A 20,331-nucleotide genomic window follows, 5' to 3' on the forward strand; every position below is an offset into this window, starting at 1 on the left:
TGCGTAATAAAGGATGACTAAATTACTCGGATGAGTCAAAAATATGCTAACAGGCAAAGTTCTGCGTAACCGCTATCGGATTTTACAGTTTTTGGGGGGTGGTGCATTTGGCGAAACTTATTTAGCCGAAGATTTAGATTTACCCAACCATCCTAAGTTTGTTGTTAAACAACTCAAGCCTAAAATCTCTCAAGCAGAAGTTTTACAAGTTGCTCGCAGATTATTTGAAAATGAAGCAAGGTATTTATATCAATTAGGAAATCTTAGTCCACAAATTCCTAAACTCTTAGCTCACTTTGAAGAAAATGGTGAGTTTTATCTAGTACAAGAATTTGTAGATGGGGATGACCTGAGTGCAGAAATAATTCCTGGTAAAAAATGGAGTGAACAAGCTGTCATTCTACTCTTACAGGAAATCTTAGAAGTTTTAGTAATAGTTCATCAACAAAATATTATTCACCGAGATATCAAGCCGAAAAATTTGATGCGGCGCAAAGAAGACGGCAAGATAGTGCTGATTGACTTTGGGGCTGTTAAAGAAGTTAAAGGTTTGGGAGTTGATACTCAAGGTCAAGTCACTTCAACTATTGTGATAGGCTCTAACGGTTATATGCCTAATGAGCAAGCTAATTCTAAACCAAAATTAGCTAGTGACATTTATGCAGTAGGCATAATTGGTATTCAAGCCTTACTAGGGAAACTTCCTCAAGAATTTCAAGAAGATCCTAAAACTGGTGAAATAATCTGGCAAACCGAAGTAAATGTAAGTAAGAAATTAGCTAACATTTTAAATAAAATGGTCAATTACCATTTTAGCCAAAGATATCAATCAGCAGATGAAGCTTTGCAAGCATTGAAATCAGTTTCATCTAAACCATTATCATTCCTACCTTTCACAGTCCAAAAATTAGGATCTACAAAAAAAATATTAATTTATAGTTGTTTGGGAGTTATTGTTTTTATTAGTTTAGGAAGCATATTAATCAATTCTGCAAATAGACCTAAAGCTGTACCTAGTAATAATACTTTAAATAATGTAGATATAAATATTTCTACCCAAACTCTCCCAGATGTAAAATTAGTTTGTCCAGAAACAACTTTACCATCTCTAGATAATAAAAAATATTGGGTTGTAGGTAGAACTAGATATTATGATTTACCAGAAAATAAATTCACTGGTAAAGGAATCCTCACCTTACCTAATAATCAATATAAGGGATGGGATAGGTATGATGGAGAGATTAAAAATAATAAATTTAATGGTTGTGGAACATACACATTTGCCAATGGTAATAGTTATGTAGGTCAGTTTGAAAATGGTTTTTATCAAGGAAAGGGGAAATTAGTTTGCAAAAACGGTCAAGAATTTATAGGAAACTTTAGAAAAGGTTTCTTTGATGGGGAAGGAATTTTTATTTCTAATAAAGGCTTGCGTAAAGGCGGAGTTTGGGAAGACGGAAAATTAAAAGGCGGCGAAAATATAACTGTGAGTTGTGATGCTATTTATTAACTAACAATAAATATAAATTATATTAATACAATTAGTCTAGAAATTAGAAACAAAAATCATACATTTACTGCGATGATGTAAGTATTCATGATGTTTTATCCCATGTGAGGATGTATATACAATGAATTACAATCAAACAAAACAAAATTCATCCGTAAAACTGGCATTATTCCTTTCTAGAACTTGTTTAATTCTTGTCAGCAGTTTGTTCTTCGCTCTAAAAACCTCGTTGCAAGTATCCTTAGCCCAACCTCAACCGTCGCAACCAGACCAGCCCTCATCAGGATCAACCACGCCATCAGAAACATCTACACCCCAACCATCACAACCAGATAAGCCCTCATCAGCAACGCCAACACGCCAACCATCACAACCAAATAAGCCCTCATCAGTAACGCCCACAACCCAACCATCACAACCAGATACACCCTCATCAGTAACGCCAACACCTCAACCATCACAACCAGATACACCCTCATCAGTAACGCCAACACCTCAACCATCACAACCAGATAAGCCCTCATCAGTAACGCCTACAACCCAACCATCACAACCAGATAAGCCCTCATCAGTAACGCCCACACCCACACGTCAACAATCGCAACCAGACCGTTCACCATCAGTCACACCCACACGCCAACAATCGCAACCAGACCGTTCACCATCAGTCACACCCACACGCCAACAATCGCAACCAGACCGTTCACCAACCGAAACAACCACACCTCAACAATCGCAACCAGACCGTTCACCAACCGAAACAACCACACCTCAACAATCACAACCAGACCAAATTCAACAAGAATCTCCAACTAATACAAACAGACCAATTAGAGGAAGAGGTTAAAACTCGGATAATTTATTATCAGTGAATGAAGATTCAGAACTTATAACTGGTTTTAATGTATAAGTTCTGAATGTTTATTCAGCGATAAAGAAACTAGTTAAAAAATCAAAAAAGTATCCTATAACCAAGACAATTTTTTGGTGAAAACTACTGAACTGAATAAATAATGCAAAATAGTAGATAGTAATGGAAAATAAAACTTATCAATTGAATCTTTTCAAGTTGGGTTTAACTACCATTTTGATTCTCTTTGCATGGCAATTGCGTGTTACAGCCCAAACCCAAGTTGAGCAAAGAGAAACTACTCAGGTAATTACTAATCAAGGAAGTTCTCTCTCTAGCGAAACGAATTATTCTCCAAAGTCGTCAACTGTTAATAGTGGTTCTGAGAGAGTAAGAACTTTACTAATGAGGCTTAAACTTACAGTACCAATAAATTCTTCTCAAACAAAGCCCAATCCTGTTAACACTTCTGAGCAAAATATTCATTTACTTCTTGTTCTTAAAGAACGAAAACTATATGTTTATCAGGGTAATGTTTTACAAGCCAGCTATCCAGTAGCAATTGGTAAACCAGGCTGGGACACGCCAACAGGTAAATTTGCAATTATGAATATGGTGGAACATCCAATTTGGGAAAATCCTTTTACTTCCGATAAGGAAATTGTTCCTCCCGGTCAACAAAATCCGTTAGGAGAACGCTGGATTGGATTTTGGACTGACGGCAAAGATGAGATTGGATTTCATGGCACTTACAAGCGAGATTCTGTAGGTAAAGCAATTTCTCATGGTTGTGTGAGGATGTACAATGAGGATGTACGGAAATTGTATAAACTTGTAAAAATAGGAACTATTGTAAATGTGGTTCCGTAATGATATCGAGTTGTACTTAAAGATAGTAATTTGGGTTAGGAATGGTGAGACAGCGCTGCGGGAGGGTTCCCTCTCTCCGTTCGCGGAGCGTATCGTAGACAGACGCTACGCGAACCGCAGGCGACTGCGTTCGCCCTTGGCGTGCGGGAGGCATACCCGAAGGGGGAGTAGGGAATAAGGAATATGAGATTTTATTTTTTGCTCAAAGTAGCGTTGGAAAAAATTAAATACAGATAAATGCCGATGTGTAAGGGACTTCCAGATAAAAAATATTTAAAATGTAGGGTGTGTCAGTACCAGATGTTTTAACCATACCAAAAAAATATTTATACTGACGCACGCTACTGACTCTCTCTACTTCAGTATCAGCAGACGTGGAAACGCCTTTAATAGTGCAATTCCCCCAATTAAAGCAAAAATTGAACCCATACCAGTAAACATCGTAGGTAGAAACCACAAATCAAACCAAGAATAAATCATGGCAGAACCTGGCTGTTGAGGGTTATAAACTATCTCTACTTGTTGACCCTTACCAAATGCTGGTGGGTAACTACCTGTATGAGATTCAAATGTAGTTGTTTTACCAGAACTGGGAGTAAAGCTAACTATCGGATAATAATACTCATATGAGTAACCTTCACTATCAACTGACTTTACTCGCTCAAAATCAATAACAGTTCCTTGTGTTTTTACTGTACCTACAGAAGAATTAATTCCTACTCCAATTAAGATACCTATGATAGCAAATATACTACCAATACCACCAAATATAGAACCAAACATCAGAAAAAACTGTTTATCATCCATAAAGATTAGAGAAAGCAAATAATTACTTTGAGCCTCCTCCTTATATTTCCCATGCAAAAGTAACTATTTCGTAAAACCTCTTAGTCCATAGTTTTAAGGAAGGTAAAACACTTCTCCCTTTCCTAGCTTTACCTGTCACCTTTTCTCTTCCTTATTCACAGCCTTCATTAATCAATATGAGTTCGACGGAACCCAACCCCAACCCCTTCCCTTGTAGGAAAGGCTGCTCAAAACCTAAAACTTAGTAGAAAAATATTAGCTTTTTAAGCCTCTCTCCGTGTTAGAGAGGGGTTTTTCAGTCTGTCGAACTCACGTTAATCAAGCTTTCTAAAGCAGCCTGTAAATCTTGAGTTAGATTACCTACAGCCTTTTTAGCAGCTTGGCGGTTATTTTGTACCTGTTCCCAGCGTTCTGTCACCGAAATGGGCTTACCTACCTTAATTAGCGCCTGTCGTAAACCTAACCTTGGCCTTCCTGGTAAGGTTGATTCTTGGATACGAGCCAGCATATCAAACATTAGTAAGGCCGTCTCTGCAAATCTGTCGGCGCTATACTTTTCTTGAATATAAGTAGCGTTTACAGCAACAAAACTTTCTACCAGACGCATATGTTGTATACGTAAGTCAGCTTCTTGAGCTACTAAGTCCGCCAGTCCGCGTTTGAAAGGAGGTAAATTATTGATATCTGGTAAATCATCACGATATATATAATTCCAACTTGCTTCCTCCAAACGACGACAACGGTCAATAAAATTACCTTGGGCGGGAATACCAAAATATTGTTCAGATACTTGTAAAGCTTTATCTAATAAGCGATGTAGTCTAGCAATTAATACCTCATTGGGAGTAGCCGTTTCTTCAGTAGCGATCGCTTTCGGGATATCTTGATGATAGAAGCGGCGATAAAATTCTTCCATCTCCGTAATTAAGTACTCACCCAAGCGGCAAATGCGCTGATAATAAATTTCTGGTTGATGCTGTGCAGACTCAGCAATTGCTTGCACTGGTAAACCGCTATCAGCTTCTAATTTACTCAACAACTCATCCAACTTTGACCAAGGCGGTGTGGCGTAACGGTACTGAATAGATACTGGCACAATCACAACAGCCTCAGTACGGTTAGCTTTGTGCAAATCTTCCACACACCAAAAACCCAATTGAGCAACACCAGGTTCTAAAGGGCTGACAATGCCACTGTGACCATTATTACCACCTTCTGGGGCAACAGCGATGGGGAATTGAGCATTAGCAAATAAATCTCGCGCTGTTTGAATAGCTTGTCTATCTAACCGTCGTCCGCGACGAATAGGTACACCCCCCAACTGGGAGAACAACCAACCCAACCAATTACCAGCCCATATTGTCATTCCCCGGTCGTAGACGAAGTGGCTATGCACCGGATATTGCAACTCGATACCTTTTTGACGCGCCACCTGTGGGACAATGCGAGAAATAAAGTACAACATGCACAAAGGGTCTTCCACTTCTGGGTGGCGAAACGCCAACAAGAAACGAATCTTCCCAGCTTGGAATTGTTGATAAAGTTGGGCTAGTACCTCAGCGTTCTCACCTTGAATATCGACAATACCAGCCGGTAGCCAAGGACGGGTGCGAAAACGCAACACAAAAGGTAGTAACCACTGCATCACGCGCAAGATGACCGGGTTAAAGCTGTAGGGGATAAATTTTAACGGCGGTTGGGTAGAGTTAATTAATTTAGGCAAATCGCTCTCCGATCACTTGAGATTTTTACTGTGGCGATCGCATAATTTTAGCTAAAAGTAATAATTCAATGACGAGAATGTTGTTTATGTTTGGGGAAATTGCGTAATAAGTATATAAAGACACCTACATTCACCACAAATACAGTCAGTTTGACGATAGATATACTACGAGTCAATTCATAAACTTCTGGAGGAATACTAATTCCCACCAGCCACAACACCAAAATATGCGCCCAACGCTGTTGATACCACAAGCCAATAGCTTCAATAGTAGTCAAAACTGCATAGATACCTGAACCTACACCACTAAATAATAAAGTTTTGGGGGTTAAATTCAAAATCTTCTCTAACAGCCAATCAATCAGCCTAGATTTACCTTCCAGCATATAATCATCAGACAAACTATCTAAAAATTGATAATTTTTTACAGCCAGCAATAAACCTATGCTCGTAACCATCAATAGTAGGGCAACAGCAGACTTATAGATAACGATAGCCACTAACCCAAGCGGACGCTTCTGCACATTACCACCTTACTAGCTACAGCCATCACAAGATGACTAATTTAACTAATTATTGGATGTGATAACCTGTAGAGTCAAGTGGAGATTAGCAGACTCGAACTGCTGACATCCTGCTTGCAAAGCAGGCGCTCTACCAACTGAGCTAAACCCCCGTAAAATTAAATTATCAACCATAGTTATCATAACCGAAGACTCTGCTTTTGACAAACGGATGAACCAAAAAAATACGCAAGTTGTAGCAACATTTTATAAATTCGTGAGTTTGCCGGATTTCACCGAGAAACAAGACCCCCTTCTGGCTTACTGTGTAGTCCAAGATATCAAAGGAACGATACTCTTAGCCAAAGAAGGAATAAACGGAACAATTGCAGGTTCGCGTCCAGCAGTTGACGCGGTATTATCCTATTTGCGTTCCGATCCCCGCTTACAAGACCTAGAACATAAAGAATCTACTGCCGAAGATCCACCATTCGAGCGGATGAAGGTACGGTTAAAAAAGGAAATTGTCACCTTGGGCTTACCAGAAGTTGATCCAAATGAACAAGTAGGTACTTATGTTACGCCGCAAGAATGGAATGACCTAATTTCTGACCCAGAAGTAACAGTAATTGACACTCGCAACGATTACGAAGTACATATTGGCACTTTCAAAGGCGCACAAAATCCCCAAACTAATTCCTTTCGTGATTTTCCTGAGTACGTGCGTCAAAACCTTGATCCTAGTAAACACAAAAAGGTTGCTATGTTTTGTACTGGAGGTATTCGCTGCGAAAAAGCTTCATCGTTTATGCTGTCTCAAGGTTTCGCGGAAGTTTATCACCTCAAGGGGGGGATACTCAAATATTTAGAAGAAGTCCAGCCGGACGAAAGTCTATGGGAAGGCGAATGTTTCGTCTTTGACGAACGTATTACCGTAGGTCATGGTTTAGAGCCGGGAAGTCATGAGTTATGCTTCTGTTGCGGACATCCTTTGACTGATGAGGATAAGGCTTCTGCAAAGTATGAGGCGGGTATTTCTTGTCCTTGGTGTTTTGATGGTTTGACTGAGGAGAAGAGATTAAGACAAAAGGAGAAATGGCGACAATTTCAATTAAATAAGTTGAGGGGAGTTTGAGGGTTTATTTTAAACGCAGAGGAACGCGGAGGTTTACGCAAAGGGGCGGGGAGGTTTAAGAAAGGAAGAAAATGGTAATGAGGTGGATTTTGAGATATTCAAACTTTTAAAAAAGTAAAATTTAGCTCATACTTATTATGTATAAGCACCAAGAGTCTTGGACTCAATCAAAATCAGATATAAAGACTGAAATTGAAGAGGGAAAAGCTGTTTTTCAAGCGTGCCATTCGTGACTTGATCAATTTCCAAGTCCGTAACCCCTCCGTCAAATAAGCGATTGCCCCTAGTACATTCTTCCAAAACCGCTTGACTGTGCGCTGAATCTCCGTGGTTAACCGAAATTGAGGAGTACACGGTATTTCTCCTGTTTTTAAGAAGAATAAGGCAATGGTGAGTATAGATTTGCATAAATCAACAGATAAACAAAGATAAATAAATATCATCTCTAACAACTATTTACAGCAATTCTTCATTAATTCAAGTGCAGAACTTATAGTCAGAGTTGATATTCAATTAATTAGTAAGTAAAAAGTAGCTATGTCTAAAACACAAGAGAACAAAAAAATTGCACAACGGTGGTTAGAGCTAATTACAGAGCATAAAATTGAGGAAATCTGTGAAATGACCACTTTAGATTGGCAGATGCACGGTGGTTTACCTGGACTCTCTTTAGGCCCGGATGGTGTACGTCAACTTTTTGCATCATTTGGAGATATTAAGCAGACATGGACAATTGAAGACATAATTGCTGAGGGAGATAAAGTTGTAGTACGTGCAACTAATACTTGTACCCAAGACAGTTTCTTTGGTATTCCTGCTCACAGTCGTCAGCAGACTTTTACAGCCATATTTATTCACACAATTATTAATGGGAAGATAGCAGAAACTTGGCGAAATGCTGATGATTTAGGGCGAGTTCTTCAACTTGGAGCGCTTATTCAGCCCGGAAATTCGGGACAGGAGCTTTAAAGTGTCGGTATTGACACCAAAATTTTTTTAGATTTTACCCCAATGTTATTCTGATTTGGCATGGCATGATAAGTATCTGGAACTGCCAAATTTAAAATCTCCTGGGCAAAAGTGGTGGAATACCGCAGCATCTATGTGGGGGTACGATGTATGCAATCAACTTGTGGCTGATGTTTTCTATGATGAAGGCACGGAATTTATCAAGTTCACCAATGGTAAAGAAATTACGATAGATGCTGGGTGGCTTACTGAAAGCAATCGATACAGCGATTCCACCTTATTATGATCGCAATGCGCAATGATTGGTATAGGCAATTTCACCTTTTCATTCCCAGTCAGCAGTTAACTGTCCACCGTCAACCAAAAAATTACACTAAGTTTAAGAAATCTTGCCTAATGAAGATGAAGTGTTAACTTAGATAATTAGTTGCCCAGAAGGGCGCAAGTTATGAAACTTTTTTCTTCCTCCTTTGGTAAGACTAAAAAAAATAAATTAGCTGGCTTTGCGACTACATTAATAGCGACACTGGCCTTAGCAGGCGGTATTAACTCTGCTAATGCGACTAATTTAAAAACATCCACTGCACAACAAATTACTTCCGCCTCAGTTCAGGTAGAACCAACAAAATCAACCTTTCCTCGATATCAAGCCGCAGCAGTTGAGCCTGTTGTACTCATCCCCATCGTGTTGGTTGGTGGTTTAGTGATATTTGTTCCCTTGTTCTTTGGTGGTTTGGTAGTTATTGGCGAACGTGAAGTTGGTATCGTCGTCAAGAAGTTTACGATTTCTGGTAAAGGTTTACCAGCCGGACAGTTAATTGCCCTCAATGGTGAAGCGGGTTTACAGGCTGATACTCTTGCCCCTGGTTGGCATTGGGGTTACTGGCCTTGGCAATACTCTGTGCGTAAAGAAACTGTAATTGTTGTACCGCAAAGTGAAATTGCCTTGATAGTTGCGGCTGATGGCGAATCTATCCCACCAGAGCGGATTTTAGGTAAAATTGTCGATTGTGATAACTTTCAAGATGCCCGAAAATTCCTAACTCATGGTGGGGAAAAAGGTCGGCAAATGGGCTTTTTAACAGCAGGTACTTACCGCATTAATACTGCTCTGTTTAAAGTTATTACAGCAGCTAATGCGTCCTCGCATGGCATGAGTATTGAACAGTTGCGTGTGCATACAGTAGCCTCTGACAAGGTGGGTATTGTTACAACCTTGGATGGTATGCCGATTTCGGCGGGTGAAATTGCTGGGGCAGTAATTTCTGGACATGATAATTTTCAAAATGGTCAGAAGTTTCTTGATGGTGGCGGACGCAGAGGTTTACAAGAACAGATTTTATTATCCGGTTCTTGGAACTTGAACCCCTGGTTTGTCAATGTTGAACAAGTACCAATGACGGAAATACCCATCGGTTATGTAGGTGTGGTAATTTCCTTCGTCGGTAAAGCCCAGGAAGATGTGAGTGGTGCAGCTTTCACCCACGGTAATTTAGTTAATCCTGGTCATAAGGGCGTATGGGTGGAACCGTTGTATCCAGGTAAGCACCCACTCAACACCCGCATTATGAAAGTGGAGTTAGTGCCGACTATTAATATAGTGTTGAACTGGTCGGGACGTACTGAACGCCATAAATATGATGCCAACTTAGAAGCCTTGACTGTGCGTTCTAAAGATGGTTTCGCGTTTGATTTGGAAGTGTCGCAAATCATCCACGTCGGGGCTTTGGATGCGCCTAAAGTGATTTCTCGCGTCGGTTCGATGCAGAACTTGGTGGATAACGTCCTGGAACCAAGTATTGGTAACTATTTCCGTAACTCGGCGCAAGATTACACCGTGTTGGACTTCTTGAATGCCCGGAGTGAACGCCAAGTAGAAGCTTCTGAGTATATCAAAGCAGCTTTACGAGCTTATGATGTCCAAGCAATTGATACTTTAATTGGTGATATCCAACCGCCAGCTACGTTGATGCAGACACAAACAGCCCGCAAAATTGCCGAAGAAGAACGCAAGACTTACGAAGTGCAGCAGATGGCGCAAACTCAACGCCAACAACTGGTACGGGAAACAGCTTTGGCTGATATCCAACAGGAGATGGTGAAATCAGAACAGAGTGTGCAAATTGCGGAACTAAAAGCCCAAGCGCAAATTAAGCAGGCGAATGGTGAAGCCGAGGCGACAAAACTCAAAGCAATGGCTGAAGCTGAAGGTATCCGCGCCACAGGTAACGCCAAAGCTGAGACTTATCGCACTGGTGTAGATGCGTTGGGTACACAAGGTTATACAGCAATGCAGATCATGCAGATTATAGGCGATCGCAATGTCCGCTTGATTCCCGATGTCCTAGTTGGTGGCAGCAATGGCAGTACCAATGGTTTAGTCGATGGCTTACTATCAATGATTCTGTGGAATCAAACCAACAAGACTGGTGAAATCACACCACCAATTCCCAACACTCCCCCAGTTGCACAAAATGGTAATTCTCAGTTACTTGTAGAACTGCCAAAAGATAAGTAGGTAGAAGACAGAAGGAGAAAGCTACTTTGTCTCTGATTGAAAACTTTTGTATTTCAATCTAACTAGGTCTACTTAATTAAATAGTCAATAAATTCTAGGGTAGTACGATATTGCTACCCTAGTTTTTTATATTCGTCTTTTGCCCACAATTATACATTGGCAAAAATCCTTATTATTCATTAAATAGAACAACTTCAATATTTTTATCTGGAATGATTAGGAAAAAATAGGTATGTGCAATTAATTATCTATCTTAAGATAGTTGTTTTTTTCTATAAAGTTTTAATTAAGGACTTGATTAATTTCCTGTTAACTTTTTAGCTTAAGTGGGCATTCTAAATATGAAGACTTAAGAAATCTTAACGGAAAAAATTTTTATAGTATGCGATTCAAATTAGATTCAATTCCTTTTAAAGCTTGTTTTCAAATTATTTAAAGGAATACTAAAGCTAGTATCAATCAATTAACTGCATTGATTAATACATAACTCTCTAAAGATTCAAAACTAAAAAACAGTTAATCAGCATGTCGATTGAAGAGTTAAACCAAGAGTTAACGAGCTTACAGCAACGCCTTAAAGAAGTAGAGACAGCTAATGCACAACTGTGCAACGAACTTTTAGAATGTAACATTCAATTACAGCAGGAAATTAACGAAAGGCAACAGGTAGAAGAGAAACTGCAAACGGCCCAACGTTTCATGTATTCTATTATTCAAACAATGCCTGTAGCGGTCTTTGTTAAAGATGCGACTGATCTACGATTTTTGCTATGTAATCGAGCGGCTGAAGAATTGGCAGGTGTTAGCGCAGAAGAAATTTTGGGTAAGAACGACTATGACTTATTTCCCAAAGAAGAAGCCGATTTTTTTACCCAGAGAGATCAAGAAGCACTGACTAGCAAAAAAGTTGTAGAGATTCCAGAAGAAGTAATTCACACAAAAAACGGCGAAACCCGTATTCTACATATTAAAAAAACTCCCATTTTCGATGCTCAAGGTCAGCCCCAATATTTGCTAGTAATTCGAGAAGATATCACAAAGCATAAACAAGCTCAAGCTGCTCTGGCAGCCAGTGAAGTAAAATTCCGTAGTTTGGTAGAAAACGCCAATGATGCAATTTATGCTCTGACATTAGAAGGTGTATTTACTTATCTTTCTCCCAACTTTACGGATATGTTTGGATATGAAGTATCAGAATTTTTGGGGCAATCTTTCGTACCAATTATTCATCCAGAAGATGTACCAACTTGTATAGCCTTCCTGAACAAAGTTGCTCAAACAGGTAAAAAACAAGCTGGACTTGAGGTAAGAGTTAAACGCAAAGATGGCACTTACGGTTGGATTACATCTAATAGCTCACCTGTGATAGATACTAATGGACAGGTGGCTGGTTTTCAAGGCATCACGCGAGACATTACTGAGCGCAAAAAAACAGAAGAAGCCTTACTACGCATTAGTAAAGCTGTTGAAAGTGTAAGTGATGCTATTGGTATAGCAGATCCAACAGGTAAGTCAATTTATCAGAATCCTGCCTTTATCCAATTATTTGGTTATACAGTTGATGAGCTTAATGTTGCTGGCGGCCCCGTAGCTATTTTTACGAATCCAGAGGAAACAAAAATCATCTTTAATACTATTAATAGCGGTCAATCATGGCGTGGTGAAGTCACCATGCAAAGCTCTACTGGCCGTATCATCCAAATTGATTTAAGGGCAGATGCTATTAAAGATGCTCAAAACAATATTATTGCTTTAGTTGGTATCCATACAGATATTACCGAGCGTAAACAAGCAGAAGCTAAACTCAAACAGCAAGCCATCGAACTAGAACAAACTCTTAAAAAACTGCAAAAAACTCAATCCCATCTCATCCAAAGCGAAAAAATGTCATCTTTGGGTCAGTTAGTAGCTGGAGTTGCCCACGAAATCAATAATCCAGTTAATTTTATTTACGGCAACCTTACTCACGCTACTAGTTATACCCGTGAACTACTAAATTTACTGGAACTTTACCAGGAAAACTACCCAAATCCTGTACTGAAAATTCAAAAAGAAATTAAGAATATTGACCTCGATTTTTTAATAGAGGACTTGCCAAAACTACTTTCTTCAATGGAATTAGGCGCAGAACGTATCCGTCAAATTGTAGCTTCTCTGCGTACTTTTTCGCGGTTAGATGAAGCTGAGTTAAAAGCAGTAGATATTCATCAAGGAATTGACAGTACTTTGATGATTTTAGAACATAGGTTAAAAAAGAAATCCGATCATCCGCAAATTAAAGTTATTAAAGATTATGGCAATTTACCTTTAGTTGAGTGTTATGCAGGACAGCTAAATCAAGTATTTATGAATATTTTGGCAAATGCGATCGATGCGTTGGAAGATTCATTAATTCAAGGAAAATTGACAAATGATCAACCACAAATTCGGATTTGTACTCAAGAACTAATTTCTCAACAAATAATGATTTGTATCAGCGATAATGGGCTAGGTATTCCAGAACAAGTTAAACAAAGATTATTTGACCCTTTTTTTACTACTAAACCTGTGGGTAAGGGTACAGGTTTAGGTTTATCGATTAGCTATCAAATTATTACTGAACGACATGGTGGTTCACTAAAGTGTATTTCATCTCCCAATCAAGGATCAGAATTTATCATTCAAATTCCTATTGAACAGTCTAATAAGAAGTAATTGTGATAGATGTGTAGCAGCCAATTCTATTTATGACTAACATACATTATAATTAGGTAAGGAGATAATGTAAGGAATATGAGCAATGCCTCGTTCAACGATCACGACTAAGGGACAAGTAACTATTCCTAAAGAAATCAGAGAGTACCTTAACTTGGATACAGGTAGCAAGGTTGATTTTGTCATTGATGAAAATGGAATAGTTAAACTAATTCCTCTGAATGTCCCTATCCAAAGCTTATCCGGTATCTTACATCGTCCGGGGATAAAAAGTGCAACCATAGAAGAAATGGAAACGGCAATTCAAGAAGGTGCAAGTGATTGGACTTGATACAAATATTTTAGTGCGCTACCTAACGAAAGATGATGAAAATCAGTGGATGCAGGCGACTGAAATTATCGAAGGAGGAGAGCAATGTTTTATTACTAATATAGTTCTGTGCGAATTAACTTGGGTTTTACGAAATAAACCTTATCAATTTAATAAAACAGAAATTACTCACACTATCGAGTTAATGCTACAATGTGAGATATTTGAGCTAGAGAATCGCTCTGTAGTTTATCAAGCATTACAAAGATTTAAACAAGGAAATGCGGATTTTTCTGATTATTTAATTGGGGCTATCGCTCAAAACTATAATTGTAGTTCAACAGCAACATTTGACAAAAAGTTACGCAATGAAAAAGGATTTAATTTATTTGAGTAATCCTGATTAGAATAGTATTGATTACGAATTAAAACTTTTGCCCTATCCCTAACTGTACTCGACTTTCCCCTTGATCGTTAATACCGTAGTCGGCGCGAATTAAACCCAAGGGTGAGTCTACACGCAAGCCTGCACCATAACCAAAACCAGAACCGGGTTTACCGCGTACACCAGCCGGATCTCCTAAAACGGTGTCGCCGGAACCTAAGTCAGAAGCAAAGTCTGCGAACAGCACACCCCCAACTACCGGAACTATGGGAAAGCGATATTCAGCCGAGGCTAATACATAACTGCGTCCACTACCTACACTCCCTGCATCATAGCCACGGACAGAGTTAGAACCACCCAAGTTAAAGGTTTCATAGGGTGGTAAAGTACCAAGGACTGTCCCAGCTTGTACATTTAAGGCAAATACTTGGGGTGTGGGAGTTTTGAAGATATTTACTGGTACATACTGGCTGTAATTTGCTTTAATGCGATTCATCGAAATATTGCCCTGTCCGATGGGTACAGACTGTTCTGTACTAACGCTAATTACTGACCCTTTTGTGGGGTTGATGGGGTTATCGCGTTGGTCTTTGGTTGCAGTAAAAGATACAGTAGTTAAGTCATCCACACCAGTACCACTAACAGATAAAGGATTTCCTTTTGCATCGGTGGGGGTGATATTACCTTGACGATCGCTAATACTCACACGGTTATAATTAAGTCCTAGAGAAGTATTCCAACCATCGATAGGTCTTTGTAAGCTGAAACCTGCGCCAATTTTACCTTCTCGCACTTTATCACCGTTGGCTAACCTCACATCACCGTCAAAGGTGTCGGAAATATCACGTTGTCGGAAAGCATTGATTGTGTAACCCAGGCGATCGCTATTTGTGTCACGATAAGGACTAACAAACTTAGTATCAAACTGCAAATCAGTCCGACTCAACCCCACATTCACACCCAAGGTATCATTTTTACCGCCGATATTTTGGTCTTGATAGTTCAAAGTACCAATTAATCCCACATCGCTGTTATAGCTACCGCCCAAATTAATCGCCCGTGCGCCATTTTCCTTAAGTTCATAAATCACATCTAGTTTTGTCGCATCTCCTTCAAAGGCAACATTCACACTTTGAAATAAGCCAGTACGATACAACTGCTGTACATCTTGCCTAACTACATTTTCTTGAAAGACTTGTCCGGTTTGGAGTTTGAGTTGTTGGCGTAAAAAATCTGGTTTAGTCCGTCCGTCTGTAGGCTTTCCCTCATCGTTGACAAAGCGGAATTTGATATCACTTACCAAACCTTCAGCGACGTTAACATTTAAAATACCTTCTCGGCTGGGTTCAATTGATAATATCCGCGCCAAATTATAACCATTATCGGCATACCATTTATTGATTTGCTGTACTGCTTGTTTGAGTGCTTCCGGGCTGATGGGTTTGCCAATTTGAGGCTGAAAACTGGGCTGTGCTACTGAGTAAGTCAAGGCTTTTGCACCATTGAGTTGAAGCGATCGCACAATTACAGGCTGCACCTGATACACTACATTTAATCCAGATAGTGTAGTGCGGCTGTTGACAGTTGCATTAGTAAATAAACCCGTCTGTAAAATTGCGGCTACATCTGTTTGTAATTGGTTTTGGCTAGTATCGCCACCAGTTTGAGTTTTAATTACTTGGCGGATAACTTGCTGTAATTCTGGCGTTGCACCTACTATTTGGACATCTATTGCTGTCACAACTAACTCGTTTACCATCGTTGCAGGTTTAGGCGCAGGCGGGACAACAGGACGAGGTGTAGAAGGAATGACAACGGGAGCATTTTGAGCAATAACTGGAGATTTTTGGGAAAATTGGGGAGTTACATCTGTTTCTGGTGATGCTACAGTTGGCAACTTAACAGGCGTTTCCTCCACTACAGGCACAACTAAGTTCTGATTTGCTGTAGCTGGTGTAGAATTTGTAGTAGGTGCAGCCGTAGCTTGTTGAGTAGCATTAGTAGCCGCTAAGGTAGTTAAAGTAAATATTGCCGCCGAAGAAATACGCATATTAATTCAAAATTCAAAATTCAAAATTCAAAATTGTTAACACTAGAAATTTAGGCAATGGGAATCAATCTTCCTTGCCCTGGTTGTGTAATTCTTATATAGATAAACAAATTACGTCCGCATAGCGGAATTACGAATTACTAATTACTTAACCAGACAGTTAATATTGATATTTTGTTTCTCATGAGTGATGTGTCTCGTTTATATCCAACTTCTAACTCACCCACCCGAACCTCTCGGTTACAATTACTAGTATTAAGTAATGGTCATGGTGAAGATATAATTGCTGTCCGCATTTTGCAGGAATTGCTGCAACAAGCGAACCCGGCAGATATTTATGCGTTACCCCTGGTAGGTGAAGGACGGGCTTACCAGAACTTAAATATCCCCCTGATTGGTGCAGTACGTACCATGCCTTCTGGTGGCTTTATCTATATGGATAGCCGACAATTGGCGCGGGATGTACGCGGGGGTTTATTGCAACTTACCTGGAGTCAAATTCAAGCGACGCGGCGTTGGGTAAGTTCGCAAAAAAAATTAGGTAACAAACACGCTGTTTTAGCGGTAGGCGATATTGTCCCTTTGCTGTTTGCCTATATCAGTGGTGCTAACTACGCTTTTGTTGGGACAGCGAAATCAGAATATTATGTGCGGGATGAGGTGGGGTTACTACCAAGGAAATCAAAAGCAGCACGTTGGGAAAACTTTTCTGGCTCAATTTATCATCCGTGGGAACGTTGGTTAATGAGTCGTCGCCGTTGTCGTGCGGTGTTTCCTAGAGATGGATTAACTACGCAAATATTAAAAAATTGGTCGATTCCGGCTGTTGATGTAGGTAATCCGATGATGGATGGTTTGGAACCAAGAGTTTCACCACAATTATTTTACATGGCGAATGCTCGTTATCAAGAGATGGATAGACCTTTGGTAATTACCCTCCTCCCAGGTTCCCGTGAACCAGAGGCTTATAATAATTGGCGGGTAATTATGACGGCTGTCTCTGCGTTAATGGCAAGTTTTCAAGAGCGAGACACATTTTTACCCAATTCTGGTAGTGTGGTATTTATGGGAGCGATCGCACCTGGGTTAGACTTAAATACACTCGCCCAAACTGTGCAATCTCAAGGTTGGCGCACTCATCCAGATTTACCACTACCGTTACAAGATGGGGATGCGTTGATATTTAAGCAAAGAAACGCCCATTTAGTCTTAACTCAACAATCATATAATGAATGTTTGCATTGGGGGGATGTGGCGATCGCTATGGCAGGTACGGCTACAGAACAGTTTATTGGCTTAGGTAAACCTGCGATCGCTATGCCTGGGGAGGGGCCACAATATAACCCTGGATTTGCCGAGGCTCAAAGTAGGTTATTAGGCTTATCCTTAATTCTAGTTGAGGAACCTGTGCAAGTTGCACAAGCAGTGCGATCGCTTTTCACCAATCCCGACAGCTTACACATCATCAGGGAAAATGGAGTACGTCGTATGGGAAAACCAGGTGCAGCAGGCCGTATCGCTGATTATTTAGTAGAAAAATTTGGACATTATATCAATTCATAATTACACATTAGCTAAATTCATAGCTATGAGAATTTGTTATTTAATATTATCAATTAGTTTATTTGTAGGGTGGGCAATGCCCACCAAAACTAAATTTCACAGCTAACCATAGATCCTATATATTTTCAACCTCAATGTTGATAGAACTACCAACTAATCAATACTGATACTAAGCTGAATGTGCAGCGATTAAGGGATTAGGCACAGGGAACGGACGATTTTCTATAACTCTAAATTTACCATCTTCTGCATCATATGCAAAGACTTCACCAGTTTCAATCTCATAAATCCAAGCATGAAGTGTTAATTGATTACTATGAAGTTTAGAACGAATTATAGGATAAGTTTCTAAGTGTTCTATCTGTGTGAGAACATTTTGTTCAATAGTAATTCTCAACAGTTTTTCATGGGGATAACCTTGATAGTTATCCATTACAAGCCGACGAGTAGGTTCAGCATGATATCTTAACCATTCATAAACTGAAGGCATTTGTTGAGCAAGATTTCCTATTTGTAGTAATCCTTTCATTGCCCCACAATGAGAATGTCCACAAATAACAACATCTCTTACACCTAAAGCCTCAACCGCATATTCTATTCCCGCAGCTTCACCATTATTCAACCTGCCATAAGGTGGGATAATATTCCCGACATTACGAATAACAAATAAATCACCCGGTTGGCTTTGTGTAATTAAAAATGGATCTATTCTTGAATCTGAGCAAGTTATAAACAAGACTTCTGGATTTTGTCCGTGGGACAAATGTTCAAATAACTCACGATGGGCAACAAAATAGTTATCATGAAACTCATTTAACCCAGCAATTATACGTTTAATCGGCACTGTTTAATTCTCCTCACAAGGATAAAAAATCACCACTACTGTTATTCTTCAGTATCATTAATCTATTTTACGCATTCAGAATTAGTAATGTGGATTGTGAAGCTAGAATGATGAAAGTTTTACCATCCCAACTTAAAGCTGAGAATAAGACAAGATTATTATTTCCTGCTGATTTTTCCATCATTCTAGACTTTTAGAATTTAATCCTGATTTTTGGCATTCCGTACCTATACAGGGAACACCTTATTCAATGAGCAATCCATTTGGCATCAGAAACAATACAGACACCGCCATATTTCTTAATTACAGGTTGAATTGCTTCTACTAATTCTTGTTCCTGTTTTTCCGTACAAATGCTCATAACATACCCATTCGTAAGTGTATGAGTTTCTAAATCGTTGATCACTCTACCTCTGTCTCCTTTTCCTGTAACAGTTTCAATTACTGTATACCCGGAAACACCAGTTTTATCTAGAATGTCCAAAACTTTGGGTAGTTCTAAAGAATTGGTGATAATTTCTATTTTTTTGACAGCTTCCACTACTAAATCCCTATTAATTTGATGATGTTGAAATACAGAGGAATCCCAATAATGATATTGAACGGGAACGTGAGCGCTAACGCCATTGAAACATACAAACTGGGGTTAGCTTGAGGGACTGTCATTCTCATGGCTGCGGGAACAGCAATATAAGAAGCGCTAGCACAAAGAACAGCAAACAATAGGGCATTACCTGCGGAAATACCTATCAGTTTGGCTAAAATAATGCCAAAAATTGCATTAGCGACAGGGATAAATACCGAAAACGCGATTAAAAAAGAGCCTGTATGACTCAAATCTTTAATCCGTCTTGCTGCTACCATACCCATATCCAATAAGAAGAAGGCGAGAACACCATAAAAGATATCTTGTGTAAAGGGGTGTAATTTTTCCCAGCCTTTTTCGCCTGTGAGAATACCAACTATCACGCTCCCAACTAAGAGGAATACAGAACCATTTAAAAAGGCTTCTCTGAGGACTTCACCCCAAGAAAATTCACTTTTTTCTTTTTCGTCTTGACTTTGACCGAACAGCCTTACAAGCACAATCCCGACTATAATAGCTGGAGATTCCATCAAGGCTAAAGCGGCTACCATGTGTCCGCCTGAAGGAATGTTGAGAATTTTCAGGAATGATTGTGCTGTGATAAAAGTGACAGCGCTAATCGAACCGTAAGTAGCAGCTATTGCAGCAGCATTATAACTATCGAGTTTGACTCTCAGTACAAAAAATGAATATATTGGCACGACAGAAGCCATAAATATTGCAGCCAACAGCGTCAATGCAATTTCTGGGTTAATGCCACTTTCATCAATCTCGTATCCCCCTTTAAACCCAATCGCCAGTAATAGGTATAGAGAGAATAACTTTGGTAACGGCTGGGGAATTTCTAAATCCGACTTCAAGAAAATTGCCAGCATTCCTAAAAAGAAGAACAGTACTGGCGGATTTAAAATATTGGATAAAATCAGGCTGGAACTCATCACACCTTCTCAACAGCAACAAGCAAAATTGGTATAGTAAGCTACCGTTACATCTTTTGTAACGAATCGTGAACTA

Annotated in this window: 18 protein-coding genes and 1 tRNA gene; 11 read left to right on the plus strand and 8 right to left on the minus strand. The window is 39.5% G+C overall.

Annotation, left to right across the window (positions count from 1 at the left end; translation table 11 throughout):
• Nucleotides 1-43: 43 nt before the first annotated feature.
• The 3 genes from NSMS1_RS35310 to NSMS1_RS03930 all read left to right on the plus strand — a co-directional run bounded on the left by NSMS1_RS35310 (nucleotide 44) and on the right by NSMS1_RS03930 (nucleotide 3,230).
• Entirely contained in the window at nucleotides 44-1,510 is a 1,467-nt protein-coding gene (locus NSMS1_RS35310; protein WP_317986576.1) for a protein kinase domain-containing protein, read from the plus strand.
• Nucleotides 1,511-1,631: 121 nt separating this feature from the next.
• Nucleotides 1,632-2,357 carry a hypothetical protein gene (locus tag NSMS1_RS03925; protein ID WP_224091277.1) on the plus strand — a complete coding sequence of 242 codons (726 nt, stop codon included), beginning with the start codon at nucleotides 1,632-1,634 and terminating at the stop codon, nucleotides 2,355-2,357.
• A 186-nt stretch (nucleotides 2,358-2,543) separates the two neighbouring features.
• Complete coding sequence (locus NSMS1_RS03930) at nucleotides 2,544-3,230, plus strand: L,D-transpeptidase (RefSeq protein ID WP_224091278.1); 687 nt, start codon at nucleotides 2,544-2,546, stop codon at nucleotides 3,228-3,230.
• Nucleotides 3,231-3,584: 354 nt separating this feature from the next.
• On the opposite strand, the gene NSMS1_RS03935 is transcribed toward NSMS1_RS03930, so the two are convergent.
• From NSMS1_RS03935 to NSMS1_RS03950, 4 genes are all read right to left on the minus strand, one after another.
• Nucleotides 3,585-4,037, minus strand: coding sequence for a DUF3592 domain-containing protein (locus tag NSMS1_RS03935; protein ID WP_224091280.1), 453 nt, complete (start codon nucleotides 4,035-4,037; stop codon nucleotides 3,585-3,587).
• 295 nt (nucleotides 4,038-4,332) lie between these two features.
• The gene (locus NSMS1_RS03940) at nucleotides 4,333-5,760 is read right to left on the minus strand and encodes a 1-acyl-sn-glycerol-3-phosphate acyltransferase (protein ID WP_224091282.1); all 1,428 of its coding nucleotides are present in this window, start codon (nucleotides 5,758-5,760) and stop codon (nucleotides 4,333-4,335) included.
• Nucleotides 5,761-5,825: 65 nt separating this feature from the next.
• Nucleotides 5,826-6,284 carry a DUF2127 domain-containing protein gene (locus tag NSMS1_RS03945; protein ID WP_224091284.1) on the minus strand — a complete coding sequence of 153 codons (459 nt, stop codon included), beginning with the start codon at nucleotides 6,282-6,284 and terminating at the stop codon, nucleotides 5,826-5,828.
• A gap of 79 nt (nucleotides 6,285-6,363) precedes the next feature.
• Nucleotides 6,364-6,436 (minus strand) — tRNA-Ala (locus NSMS1_RS03950).
• A gap of 59 nt (nucleotides 6,437-6,495) precedes the next feature.
• Between NSMS1_RS03950 and NSMS1_RS03955 the strand changes: the two genes are divergently transcribed.
• The 7 genes from NSMS1_RS03955 to NSMS1_RS03985 all read left to right on the plus strand — a co-directional run bounded on the left by NSMS1_RS03955 (nucleotide 6,496) and on the right by NSMS1_RS03985 (nucleotide 14,286).
• Complete coding sequence (locus NSMS1_RS03955; RefSeq protein ID WP_224091286.1) at nucleotides 6,496-7,398, plus strand: rhodanese-related sulfurtransferase; 903 nt, start codon at nucleotides 6,496-6,498, stop codon at nucleotides 7,396-7,398.
• Nucleotides 7,399-7,935: 537 nt separating this feature from the next.
• On the plus strand, nucleotides 7,936-8,367 hold the full coding sequence (locus NSMS1_RS03960; RefSeq protein WP_224091289.1) for an ester cyclase: 432 nt from the start codon (nucleotides 7,936-7,938) through the stop codon (nucleotides 8,365-8,367).
• A gap of 55 nt (nucleotides 8,368-8,422) precedes the next feature.
• Nucleotides 8,423-8,653 carry a hypothetical protein gene (locus NSMS1_RS03965; RefSeq protein WP_317986577.1) on the plus strand — a complete coding sequence of 77 codons (231 nt, stop codon included), beginning with the start codon at nucleotides 8,423-8,425 and terminating at the stop codon, nucleotides 8,651-8,653.
• A 162-nt stretch (nucleotides 8,654-8,815) separates the two neighbouring features.
• Complete coding sequence (locus tag NSMS1_RS03970) at nucleotides 8,816-10,885, plus strand: flotillin family protein (RefSeq protein ID WP_224091290.1); 2,070 nt, start codon at nucleotides 8,816-8,818, stop codon at nucleotides 10,883-10,885.
• Nucleotides 10,886-11,410: 525 nt separating this feature from the next.
• On the plus strand, nucleotides 11,411-13,579 hold the full coding sequence (locus NSMS1_RS03975; protein WP_224091292.1) for a PAS domain S-box protein: 2,169 nt from the start codon (nucleotides 11,411-11,413) through the stop codon (nucleotides 13,577-13,579).
• 85 nt (nucleotides 13,580-13,664) lie between these two features.
• Complete coding sequence (locus NSMS1_RS03980) at nucleotides 13,665-13,910, plus strand: AbrB/MazE/SpoVT family DNA-binding domain-containing protein (protein WP_224091294.1); 246 nt, start codon at nucleotides 13,665-13,667, stop codon at nucleotides 13,908-13,910.
• The gene (locus NSMS1_RS03985; RefSeq protein WP_224095075.1) at nucleotides 13,897-14,286 is read left to right on the plus strand and encodes a PIN domain-containing protein; all 390 of its coding nucleotides are present in this window, start codon (nucleotides 13,897-13,899) and stop codon (nucleotides 14,284-14,286) included. Before NSMS1_RS03980 ends, NSMS1_RS03985 begins: the two co-directional genes overlap by 14 nt.
• A 28-nt stretch (nucleotides 14,287-14,314) precedes the next feature.
• Here NSMS1_RS03985 and NSMS1_RS03990 read toward each other — a convergent pair whose 3' ends face one another.
• On the minus strand, nucleotides 14,315-16,324 hold the full coding sequence (locus tag NSMS1_RS03990) for an outer membrane protein assembly factor (protein WP_224091296.1): 2,010 nt from the start codon (nucleotides 16,322-16,324) through the stop codon (nucleotides 14,315-14,317).
• 183 nt (nucleotides 16,325-16,507) lie between these two features.
• Between NSMS1_RS03990 and NSMS1_RS03995 the strand changes: the two genes are divergently transcribed.
• On the plus strand, nucleotides 16,508-17,887 hold the full coding sequence (locus tag NSMS1_RS03995) for a lipid-A-disaccharide synthase-related protein (RefSeq protein ID WP_224091307.1): 1,380 nt from the start codon (nucleotides 16,508-16,510) through the stop codon (nucleotides 17,885-17,887).
• A 169-nt stretch (nucleotides 17,888-18,056) separates the two neighbouring features.
• Here NSMS1_RS03995 and NSMS1_RS04000 read toward each other — a convergent pair whose 3' ends face one another.
• The 3 genes from NSMS1_RS04000 to NSMS1_RS04010 form a co-directional block, all read right to left on the minus strand.
• Nucleotides 18,057-18,731 carry a carbonic anhydrase gene (locus tag NSMS1_RS04000; RefSeq protein WP_224091309.1) on the minus strand — a complete coding sequence of 225 codons (675 nt, stop codon included), beginning with the start codon at nucleotides 18,729-18,731 and terminating at the stop codon, nucleotides 18,057-18,059.
• Between the two features lie 247 nt (nucleotides 18,732-18,978).
• Complete coding sequence (locus NSMS1_RS04005; protein ID WP_224091312.1) at nucleotides 18,979-19,272, minus strand: P-II family nitrogen regulator; 294 nt, start codon at nucleotides 19,270-19,272, stop codon at nucleotides 18,979-18,981.
• Between the two features lie 2 nt (nucleotides 19,273-19,274).
• Nucleotides 19,275-20,255 (minus strand): sodium-dependent bicarbonate transport family permease, encoded by a 981-nt coding sequence (locus NSMS1_RS04010; RefSeq protein WP_224091313.1) that lies wholly within the window; start codon nucleotides 20,253-20,255, stop codon nucleotides 19,275-19,277.
• Between the last annotated feature and the right edge of the window lie 76 nt (nucleotides 20,256-20,331).

The sequence above is a fragment of the Nostoc sp. MS1 genome (genome assembly GCF_019976755.1).
Lineage (GTDB): Bacteria > Cyanobacteriota > Cyanobacteriia > Cyanobacteriales > Nostocaceae > Trichormus.

Bases quoted from the DNA above. Each gene is read 5' to 3' on its own strand.
- NSMS1_RS35310 (WP_317986576.1), top strand. From the start codon at position 44: ATGCTAACAGGCAAAGTTCTGCGTAACCGCTATCGGATTTTACAGTTT.
- NSMS1_RS03925 (WP_224091277.1), top strand. From the start codon at position 1,632: ATGAATTACAATCAAACAAAACAAAATTCATCCGTAAAACTGGCATTA.
- NSMS1_RS03930 (WP_224091278.1), top strand. From the start codon at position 2,544: ATGGAAAATAAAACTTATCAATTGAATCTTTTCAAGTTGGGTTTAACT.
- NSMS1_RS03935 (WP_224091280.1), bottom strand. From the start codon at position 4,037: ATGGATGATAAACAGTTTTTTCTGATGTTTGGTTCTATATTTGGTGGT.
- NSMS1_RS03955 (WP_224091286.1), top strand. From the start codon at position 6,496: ATGAACCAAAAAAATACGCAAGTTGTAGCAACATTTTATAAATTCGTG.
- NSMS1_RS03960 (WP_224091289.1), top strand. From the start codon at position 7,936: ATGTCTAAAACACAAGAGAACAAAAAAATTGCACAACGGTGGTTAGAG.
- NSMS1_RS03970 (WP_224091290.1), top strand. From the start codon at position 8,816: ATGAAACTTTTTTCTTCCTCCTTTGGTAAGACTAAAAAAAATAAATTA.
- NSMS1_RS03975 (WP_224091292.1), top strand. From the start codon at position 11,411: ATGTCGATTGAAGAGTTAAACCAAGAGTTAACGAGCTTACAGCAACGC.
- NSMS1_RS03980 (WP_224091294.1), top strand. From the start codon at position 13,665: ATGCCTCGTTCAACGATCACGACTAAGGGACAAGTAACTATTCCTAAA.
- NSMS1_RS03990 (WP_224091296.1), bottom strand. From the start codon at position 16,324: ATGCGTATTTCTTCGGCGGCAATATTTACTTTAACTACCTTAGCGGCT.
- NSMS1_RS03995 (WP_224091307.1), top strand. From the start codon at position 16,508: ATGAGTGATGTGTCTCGTTTATATCCAACTTCTAACTCACCCACCCGA.
- NSMS1_RS04010 (WP_224091313.1), bottom strand. From the start codon at position 20,255: ATGAGTTCCAGCCTGATTTTATCCAATATTTTAAATCCGCCAGTACTG.